The organism is Nocardiopsis yanglingensis (assembly GCF_045809185.1).
In the GTDB taxonomy this organism is placed as follows: domain Bacteria; phylum Pseudomonadota; class Gammaproteobacteria; order Xanthomonadales; family Xanthomonadaceae; genus Stenotrophomonas; species Stenotrophomonas yanglingensis.
This window is the reverse complement of sequence record NZ_JBJNRH010000001.1, coordinates 381,195-389,479: the sequence shown is the minus strand read 5'-3', so window position 1 is coordinate 389,479 and position 8,285 is coordinate 381,195. Positions and strand designations below refer to the sequence as shown.

The following is an 8,285-nucleotide window of genomic DNA, read 5'->3' as shown; positions in this document are numbered from 1 at the left end:
GGGCGCTTGGGGGATTCCTCTCCCCCTGGCGCCCCCCCCCCCCCCGCCCCACCCCCCCCCCCCCCCCCCCCCCCCCCCCCCCCCCCCCCGGCCCCTGACAGTTTCCTGCGCGGCCCGCCACGGAATGGAAGAAGAAGATCAAAGGCAACGGCGGGTCGCGCGCTGCGCTTGCTCATGCCAAAACAAAAGAGGGACGCGGCGAAGCCGCGCCCCTCTTTCAAATTCCGTCCCGACAACCCAAAGCTCTTCGATCCGTCACCAGGAATCTGTCAGAGGTGGGGCGGGATGGGCCAGCGGGACCGTTGGCGCCATGGATGGCGCCATCGAGCCCCCATGGACGGGTTTACGGCGTGTCCCGCTGGCCCATCCCGTCCCGCCCAGCTAGCAGCAATCCAGAGCCGCTCTTGACGTTGCTGTTGCTGTTGCCGTTGCCGTTGCAGTAGAGCCTGCCGCAGGCAGCGCCCGCGGCCGCCGCCGCAAAGGAAACCCCTTAAATCTTCTTCGCCAGCGACTCGGCCAGACCGGTGTAGCTGCCCGGGGTCATCTCCAGCAGGCGCTGCTTCGCATCCGCCGGCAGCTCCAGCCCCTGCACGAACGCACGCATCGACTCGGCGGTGATGCCCTGGCCGCGGGTCAGCGCCTTCAGCTGCTCGTACGGGTTCGGCAGGCCGTGGCGGCGCATCACCGTCTGCACGGCCTCGGCCAGCACTTCCCAGGCCGCGTCCAGATCGGCGTCCAGACGCTGCGGGTTCACTTCCAGCTTGCCCAGGCCCTTGGCCAGCGAATCCAGTGCCACCTGGCTGTGGCCGAACGCGGTACCCAGTGCACGCAGCACGGTGGAGTCGGTCAGGTCACGCTGCCAGCGGCTGATCGGCAGCTTCGCGCTGAAGTGCTCGAAGAGCGCGTTGGCGATGCCGAAGTTGCCTTCGGCGTTCTCGAAATCGATCGGGTTGACCTTGTGTGGCATCGTCGACGAACCGACTTCGCCTTCCTTCAGACGCTGCTTGAAGTAGCCCAGCGAAACGTAGCCCCAGATGTCACGGGCCAGGTCGATCAGGATGATGTTGGCGCGGCGTGCGGCATCGCCGATCTCGGCGATGTTGTCGTGCGGCTCGATCTGCGTGGTGTACGGATTGAACACCAGGCCCAGACCGGTCACGAAGCGCTCGGCGAAAGCCGGCCAGTCCACGTCCGGGTAGCTGGCGATGTGGGCGTTGTAGTTGCCCACCGCGCCGTTGATCTTGCCGGTCAGTTCGACGGCGGCGATCTGCTTGCGCTGGCGTTCCAGGCGGGCGACCACGTTGGCCAGTTCCTTGCCCAGGGTGGTCGGCGAGGCGGTCTGGCCGTGGGTGCGCGACAGCATCGGCTGGCCGGCGTGGGTGTGGGCCAGGGTGCGCAGGGTGCCGGCGATGCCGTCCAGGGTCGGCAGCAGCACCTCGCGGCGGGCCTGTTCCAGCATCAGGCCGTAGCTGAGGTTGTTGATGTCTTCGCTGGTGCAGGCGAAATGCACGAATTCCAGCGCCGGGGCCAGCGCGGCGTCGTCCTTCAGCTGTTCCTTGATGAAGTACTCCACCGCCTTGACGTCATGGTTGGTGGTGCGCTCGATCTCCTTCACGCGCGCGGCCTGGGCCGGGCTGAAGCTGGCGGCCAGGGCGCGCAGGCGGGCGATGGCGGCGTCGGAGAACGGCGCCAGCTCGACGATGCCCGGCTCGGCGGCCAGGGCCAGCAGCCATTCCACCTCGACCGTGATGCGGGCCTTGATCAGGCCGTACTCGGAGAAGATCGGGCGCAGGGCGTCGACCTTGGCGGCATAGCGGCCATCGAGCGGGGACAGGGCGAGCAGGGCGGAATCGGACATGTCGGCAGGGCTGGGGCGAGCGGCGGGGGCCATATTCTACGACGTGCCGGTGAGGTTGGGCCGGCGGCTGGCCGCCCACCCCGCCCGGTCCTGCTCCCCTTGTGTTGCCGGCCAGCGGCCGGCACTACCCCTTGCGCGTGCAGATCGGCCGTGCAGACGGAACGATCTGGCCCGCCCTCGTCATCCCATGCTGCGGGCAAGGGAGTATCGTTGGCGCAGCCGCCAGCCCGGGAAGCGACACCCTGCCAGCCGCCGCTTCCCTTTCCCCAACTGAAGTAGTGCGGAGTTGATGCAATGAGCAAAGCTGCAAGCAAGGGTTTCAGAATCGAACACGACAGCATGGGCGAGCTGCAGGTGCCTGCGGACGCCCTGTGGGGCGCCCAGACCCAGCGTGCCGTGCAGAACTTCCCGGTGTCGGGCCAGCGCATGCCGCGCGGTTTCATCCGTGCCCTGGGCCTGGTCAAGGGCGCCGCCGCCGGCGTCAACGCCGAGCTGGGCCACCTGCCGAAGAATGTGGCCAAGGCCATCCAGACCGCCGCTGCCGAAGTGGCCGCCGGCAACTGGGACGCACACTTCCCGATTGACGTCTACCAGACCGGTTCGGGCACGTCGTCGAACATGAATGCCAATGAGGTCATTGCCACCCTGGCCAACCGTGCCGGCAAGGCGGGCAAGACCACAGTGCATCCCAATGACCACGTCAACCAGGGGCAGAGCTCCAACGACGTGATTCCGACCGCGCTGCGCGTGTCGGCGGTGCTGGCGACGCACGAACAGCTGCTGCCGGCGCTGGTGCACCTGCGCAAGACCCTGGACAAGAAGGGCCGCAGCCTGCGCAAGGTGGTCAAGACCGGCCGTACCCACCTGATGGACGCGATGCCGCTCACCTTCGAGCAGGAATTCGGTGCGTGGTCGGCGCAGCTGGCCTCGGCCCAGGAGCGCATCGAAGATAGTCTCAAGCGCGTGCGCCGGCTGCCGCTGGGCGGCACCGCCATCGGCACCGGCATCAACGCCGACCCGCGTTTCGGCGCGCAGGTGGCCAAGGCGCTGAAGCAGCAGACCGGCTTCAAGTTCGACAGCGCCGAGAACAAGTTCGAAGGCCTGGCCGCGCAGGACGATGCAGTGGAGCTGTCGGGTCAGCTCAATGCACTGGCGGTGGCGCTGATCAAGATCGCCAACGACCTGCGTTGGATGAACGCCGGTCCGCTGGCCGGGCTGGGCGAGATCGAACTGCCGGCACTGCAGCCGGGCAGCTCGATCATGCCGGGCAAGGTCAACCCGGTGATTCCGGAAGCGACCGTGATGGCCTGTGCGCAGGTGATCGGCCACCACACTGCGATCACCGTGGCCGGTCAGACCGGTAACTTCCAGCTCAACGTCACCCTGCCGCTGATCGCGGTGAATCTGCTCGATGGCATCGGCCTGCTCGCCAACGTGTCGACCCTGCTGGCCGACAGTGCCATCGTCGGGTTGAAGGTGCGCGAGGACCGCGTGGCCGAGGCGCTGGCGCGCAACCCGATCCTGGTCACCGCACTGAACCCGATCATCGGCTATGAGAAGGCTGCGGCAATTGCCAAGCGCGCCTACAAGGAACAGCGCCCGGTGCTGGACGTGGCGCTGGAGGACAGCGGGTTGGCCGAAGCCGAGCTGCGTCGCCTGCTGGACCCGGCCGCGCTGACTGCCGGTGGCATCCAGGCCGGTGGCGGTGGCGGCGGCGGTTGATCTGGATTCTGCAATCTGTAGAGCCGAGCCCATGCTCGGCTCAGGTTCCAGCCAGTAGCCGAGCATGGGCTCGGCTCTACAAAAGGAAACGCCGCCCTCGGGCGGCGTTCTTCTTCAGCGACGGTCGGCGACGATGTTGCCGAAGGTGTCGGTGTAATCCTTGAACTCCGGGATGCGCTGGATCAGGTCCGCCGGAATCACGTCCATGCCCTCCGGCGGCTGGATCTTCACCGGCTGCATGTTGGGATCGGCCGGGGCCGCCACCAGAGTGTTCTGGCGCAGTACCTGCAGTTTGCCGAACATGGTCTGCAGCATCTGCTTCTGCGCGTCGTCCAGCGGAATCTGGATTTCGTCCATCTTCATCGTGCCATCGGCGAGGATGATGATGTTCGGTGCGGGCGGGCGACGCACGGTGACCATGCCTTCGCTGACGGAAATCTTGGGCTTGCCGCGCTCGGCGCGATGGTTGCGGTACTCCTGGTCACAGCCGACCAGGCCGAGGCAGAGCAGGGCGGTCAGCAGCAGAAACAGTTTCTTCATGGCATTCGGTTCGGGGACATCCGGGGGCCCCATTGTAAGCCCGCCAACGCAGTACGACCGGCAACGGAAGGCCGCTGCCGGTCCGGCGCGTCGATTTGTCTCACTTGGAGAACGTGACCGAGTTGTTCTTGCCGCAATCGTCCACGTCGCTCTGGTCCATCGTTGCGTACGGCTTGAAGGCCGGCAGTTCACGCGCCAGGGCTTGCTGGCTGGCCAGCATCGCCGGCAGGCGTTCGCAGATGCGCTTGGCCTGGGTCTCGATCTTCGCGGCTTCGGCGTTGATGCGCTTCTCGACACCTTCGCTGTCGCCGCTGAAGATGCCCTTCAGTGCTTCACCGGCCGCATTGGCCCCCAGCTTGGCGCCGGCCAGGCCAACGTCCATGCCATCCATCGCGATGGCGACCACGTGGCCACGGTACTCCTGCAGGTGGCGGCGCTGGGTGTCGTTGACGGTGATCTCCTTGCCGGCGATCAGCAGGCGGCCATCCGGCGTGATCTCCGCACGCGGCTGCTTGTCGGCCGAGATCTTGATGTTGCCCTGGGCGATGTCCTTGCGGGCATCGTCCATGGCGTTCTTGACGGTCTGACCGACGCCGCTGGTGGCTTCGGCGACGCTCTTGCCGACAGTCTTGTCGGGCGAGGACGAGGTGCCGCCGCAGGCGATCAGCGGCAGGGACAGCAGCATAGCGGGCAACAGGCGCAACAGGTTCATGGTGGTCCCCTGGAGGTGTCTGGAAGTGGATTATTTGCTGCGCGGCAGGGTGACCTTGCCGTTGACATTGCGATGATCGACGTCACCGCTGCCGCTGTGGTCGACGGTCAGGCTGCCGCCAACGCCGTCGACCTGGATGTCGCCCGAGCCGTGGCTGCGGACGTGCACGTTGCCGCCGATGTCGGCCAGGTCGATGCCGCCGGAGCCGACCACGCCCACCTCGACGCTGCCCTTCACCCGCTTGAACTCGATATCACCCGAGCCCACGGTGTCCAGCCGCGCGTTGCCACGCACATCGGTGATCTTCAGGTCACCGGAGCCCACGGTACCGGTGCTGGCATCACCGCTGATGTTGCGCACGTTGACATCGCCGGAGCCCAGCGACAGCAGGTTCAACGAAGTGCCGCCATCGATGTTGAGGTCGCCCGAACCCACCGCGGCGTGGATGCTGCCACGGGTGCCGCGGGCCACGGCATCACCGGAACCCACGTCCACGCTCAGCGACTGCGCGTTCTCCACGCTGGCATCGCCCGAGCCGACCTTGAGCTGCAGCGGCAGGTTGTCCGGCACGCTGCCGCGGACGTCCAGCCAGGCGTAACTGTTGCCGATGCTGATGCTGGGCGAGCGACCTTCGCGGCGCAGGCTGACCACCAGCTTGTCGCCCACCTTGCGCTGGTCCAGTACCAGCTGGTCCAGCCATTCCTGGCTGGACGCGCAGGCGCGGCCGTCCAGCTGGCCGCCGCCGGCGCTGGCGACCACCTTCAGGTCATGCTGGTTGACCTCGAACACCACCGTTTTGGCACCGGCCACGTCCAGCTTCAGCGCGCGGGGGGCAGTGAACTTGCAGTTCGGAGCATCGGCAGCGAGTGCCGACAGCGGCAACAGCAACAACGCAGAACAGGCGAGCAGGGAACGCATGGGTGGTGCCTCCGGGTGGATGGAATCAGATCTCGCCGGCGCGCTTGCGCAGGCGGATGGCGAGGAAGATGAACACTGCACCGACGGCCGCACCGATCCACAGTTCCGGCATCGCCAGCGACTTCAGCTGTGAAGCCGGGGACATCAGGCTGACCACCGAGTCCAGGTCGCGGCGCGAACCTTCACCGGCGCTGAGGCGATACAGCAGGTCCATGCCAGGGACACCGCCCAGCAGCAGGCGGCCGACGATGTTCTGCCAGAACCAGCCGGTGCTCAGGCCGAACAGCGGCATGATCTTGGTGGTGCTGACGATGACACCGGCAAACAGCGGCAGCATTACCGCCCACAGGAATGGCTTGCTCTTGGCCCAGGCCGAGCACAGCAGCAGCCAGCCGGCGGTGGGCAGCGCCCACAGGGCATAGACCGGAATCCAGGCCAGGTGGCCTGCGGCCAGGGTCAACGGGCTGGCCGGACCCCAGATCAGCGCCATCGGGCTGCCGCCGTGCATCAGCGCGACGACACTGATGATCAACATGAAGCCGAACATGGTGATGATGCCGGCGATGACTGCGATCAGCGGTGCCACGATCAGTGCGCTGATCACCTTGGACAGCACGGTCTGGGTATCCGACAGCGGCAACGACTTCCAGAACAGGATGCTGCGGTCGCGGCGATCGTCGTACAGGGCGCCCAGGCAGTAGAAGAACACGACGAAGGCCAGTACCAGGAACGGCCACGCCGAGCTGAGCACCAGGGTCAGGTCCAGGCCATTGCCGAGATCGGCCAGATCCTTGCCGTTGATGTTGCGGGTGAGCAGTGCCAGGTCCAGGCCGTTGACGTTCACGCTTTCGCCATCGACATGCAGTGCGCCGTTGCGCGCTGCACGGTTCAGCGCGAACAGGCCGAAGGCGATGCCGACGGTGCTCATCACCAGCGAGATCAGGCCGGCGATCAGCGGGGCATACAGGAAACCGCCGCGGTTCTCCCAGTACTCGCGCTTGAGCAGCCAGCGCAGGGTACCCAACGGGCTGACGGGGTGGTTGACGGCATTCATGCGTAGGTCCCCTTCATGATGGCGACGAACAGGTCGGCCAGGCCCGGGCTGCGGGTCTCGCCGAGGGTGGAGAGCTGGGTGCGCGGCACGCCATCGAACAGCATCACGGTCTTGCCGAACGCCAGGCTGCGCTCGTCGATCGGCTTCAACGCGCGGGCCGTTTCGAGCTGGTCGGCATTGACCAGCAGTTCGGTGTAGCGCTGGCCGACCTCGTCCATTTCCGCATCGAGCACGATGCGGCCATCACGGATGAACATCACGTCGCTGAGGATGTGCTCGATCTCTTCCACCTGGTGGGTGGTGACGATGATGGTCTTCTGTTCGTCGAAGTAGTCTTCCAGCAGGCGCTGGTAGAACTCCTTGCGATAGAGGATGTCCAGGCCCAGGGTGGGCTCGTCAAGCACCAGGATGCGGGCGTCGATGGCCATCACCAGCGCCAGGTGCAGCTGCACGATCATGCCCTTGGACAGTTCGCGTACACGCTGCTTCGGCTGCAGCTTGGTGTTGGCCAGGAAGCGCTCACAGCGGGCGCGGTCAAAGCGCGGGTGGACGCCGGCGACGAAATCGATCGCTTCGCGGACCTTCAGCCAGCGTGGCAGCACCGCGACGTCGGCGATGAAGCAGATGTCCTTCATCAGTTCGTCGCGGTGCAGCCGTGGGTCGCGGCCGAGCACGCTCAGGTCGCCTTCCACCGAGGTCAGGCCAAGGATGGCCTTCAATGCGGTGGTCTTGCCGGCGCCGTTGGGGCCGATCAGGCCGACGATGCGCCCACTCGGAATGCTGAAGCTGGCGTTGTCGAGGGCGACGGTGGTCTTGTAGGCCTTGCGCAGGCCTCGGGCGGTGATGACCGATTCGCTTGCAGTGCTATTCATCAGACTTTCCCCTGGGGCAGCAATTCATCAAGGCTCAGGCCCAGGCGCTGGATGCGCTCCAGGACTGCCGGCCATTCTTCGTTGAGGAAACGGTCGCGCTCGCTGCTGCGCAGCTGCGTGGCCGCCTGCTCGGTCATGAACATGCCCAGGCCGCGGCGCTTCTCGACCAGGCCTTCGTCGGCCAGTTCCTGGTAAGCGCGCGAAACGGTGATGGGGTTGAGTTGATAGTCGGCGGCCACCTGGCGCACCGAAGGCAGGGCATCGCCCGGCTTGAGGATTCCGTCGAGCATCATGGCGATCACGCGCTCCTTCAACTGACGGTAGATGGGAGCGCCGTCGCTCCACTGGATGTCGCTCATATTCAGCTCCGTGGGGTCAGCGGCTGGGCGAACGAGAAATACGGCATGGACAGGGAGCTGTGCAGCCGACGCGGGGGAGGGGGGGAGGAGGGGGGGGCGTTCCCTGCCGGGGAGGCGGTCGCGTCCTGCGCACTGTCAGCGGAGTCGGAGAGGCTGGGCGCGGCCAACCAGGCCAGCACGATCAGGGTCGAAACAGCAGCGGCCGCAGGTGCGGTGAAGTTGCGACAGATCCGGACGTTCATGGCTTCCC

Annotated in this window: 8 protein-coding genes; 1 reads left to right on the top strand and 7 read right to left on the bottom strand. The window is 66.3% G+C overall.

The window, feature by feature from the left end; translation table 11 throughout:
- Positions 1–490 precede the first annotated feature (490 nt).
- A complete protein-coding gene (gene purB, locus ACJ7C5_RS01815) occupies positions 491–1,858 on the bottom strand; it encodes an adenylosuccinate lyase (RefSeq protein ID WP_412702907.1) in 1,368 nt (455 codons plus the stop codon).
- Positions 1,859–2,152: 294 nt separating this feature from the next.
- On the opposite strand from purB, the gene ACJ7C5_RS01810 reads away from it, so the two are divergent.
- Complete coding sequence (locus ACJ7C5_RS01810; RefSeq protein WP_097049571.1) at positions 2,153–3,580, top strand: class II fumarate hydratase; 1,428 nt, start codon at positions 2,153–2,155, stop codon at positions 3,578–3,580.
- A gap of 114 nt (positions 3,581–3,694) precedes the next feature.
- On the opposite strand, the gene ACJ7C5_RS01805 is transcribed toward ACJ7C5_RS01810, so the two are convergent.
- From ACJ7C5_RS01805 to ACJ7C5_RS01780, 6 genes are all read right to left on the bottom strand, one after another.
- On the bottom strand, positions 3,695–4,120 hold the full coding sequence (locus tag ACJ7C5_RS01805) for a hypothetical protein (protein ID WP_088026520.1): 426 nt from the start codon (positions 4,118–4,120) through the stop codon (positions 3,695–3,697).
- A gap of 100 nt (positions 4,121–4,220) precedes the next feature.
- Positions 4,221–4,832 (bottom strand): DUF2884 family protein, encoded by a 612-nt coding sequence (locus ACJ7C5_RS01800; RefSeq protein WP_412702906.1) that lies wholly within the window; start codon positions 4,830–4,832, stop codon positions 4,221–4,223.
- A 30-nt stretch (positions 4,833–4,862) separates the two neighbouring features.
- Positions 4,863–5,750 (bottom strand): DUF4097 family beta strand repeat-containing protein, encoded by an 888-nt coding sequence (locus tag ACJ7C5_RS01795; RefSeq protein WP_412702905.1) that lies wholly within the window; start codon positions 5,748–5,750, stop codon positions 4,863–4,865.
- A gap of 25 nt (positions 5,751–5,775) precedes the next feature.
- On the bottom strand, positions 5,776–6,804 hold the full coding sequence (locus ACJ7C5_RS01790) for an ABC-2 transporter permease (RefSeq protein WP_094000990.1): 1,029 nt from the start codon (positions 6,802–6,804) through the stop codon (positions 5,776–5,778).
- Positions 6,801–7,676 carry an ABC transporter ATP-binding protein gene (locus ACJ7C5_RS01785; RefSeq protein WP_088026516.1) on the bottom strand — a complete coding sequence of 292 codons (876 nt, stop codon included), beginning with the start codon at positions 7,674–7,676 and terminating at the stop codon, positions 6,801–6,803. Before ACJ7C5_RS01785 ends, ACJ7C5_RS01790 begins: the two co-directional genes overlap by 4 nt.
- Positions 7,676–8,035, bottom strand: a complete 360-nt coding sequence (locus tag ACJ7C5_RS01780; RefSeq protein ID WP_006453095.1) for a GntR family transcriptional regulator — start codon at positions 8,033–8,035, stop codon at positions 7,676–7,678. The genes ACJ7C5_RS01785 and ACJ7C5_RS01780 overlap by 1 nt, the downstream gene beginning before the upstream one ends.
- Between the last annotated feature and the right edge of the window lie 250 nt (positions 8,036–8,285).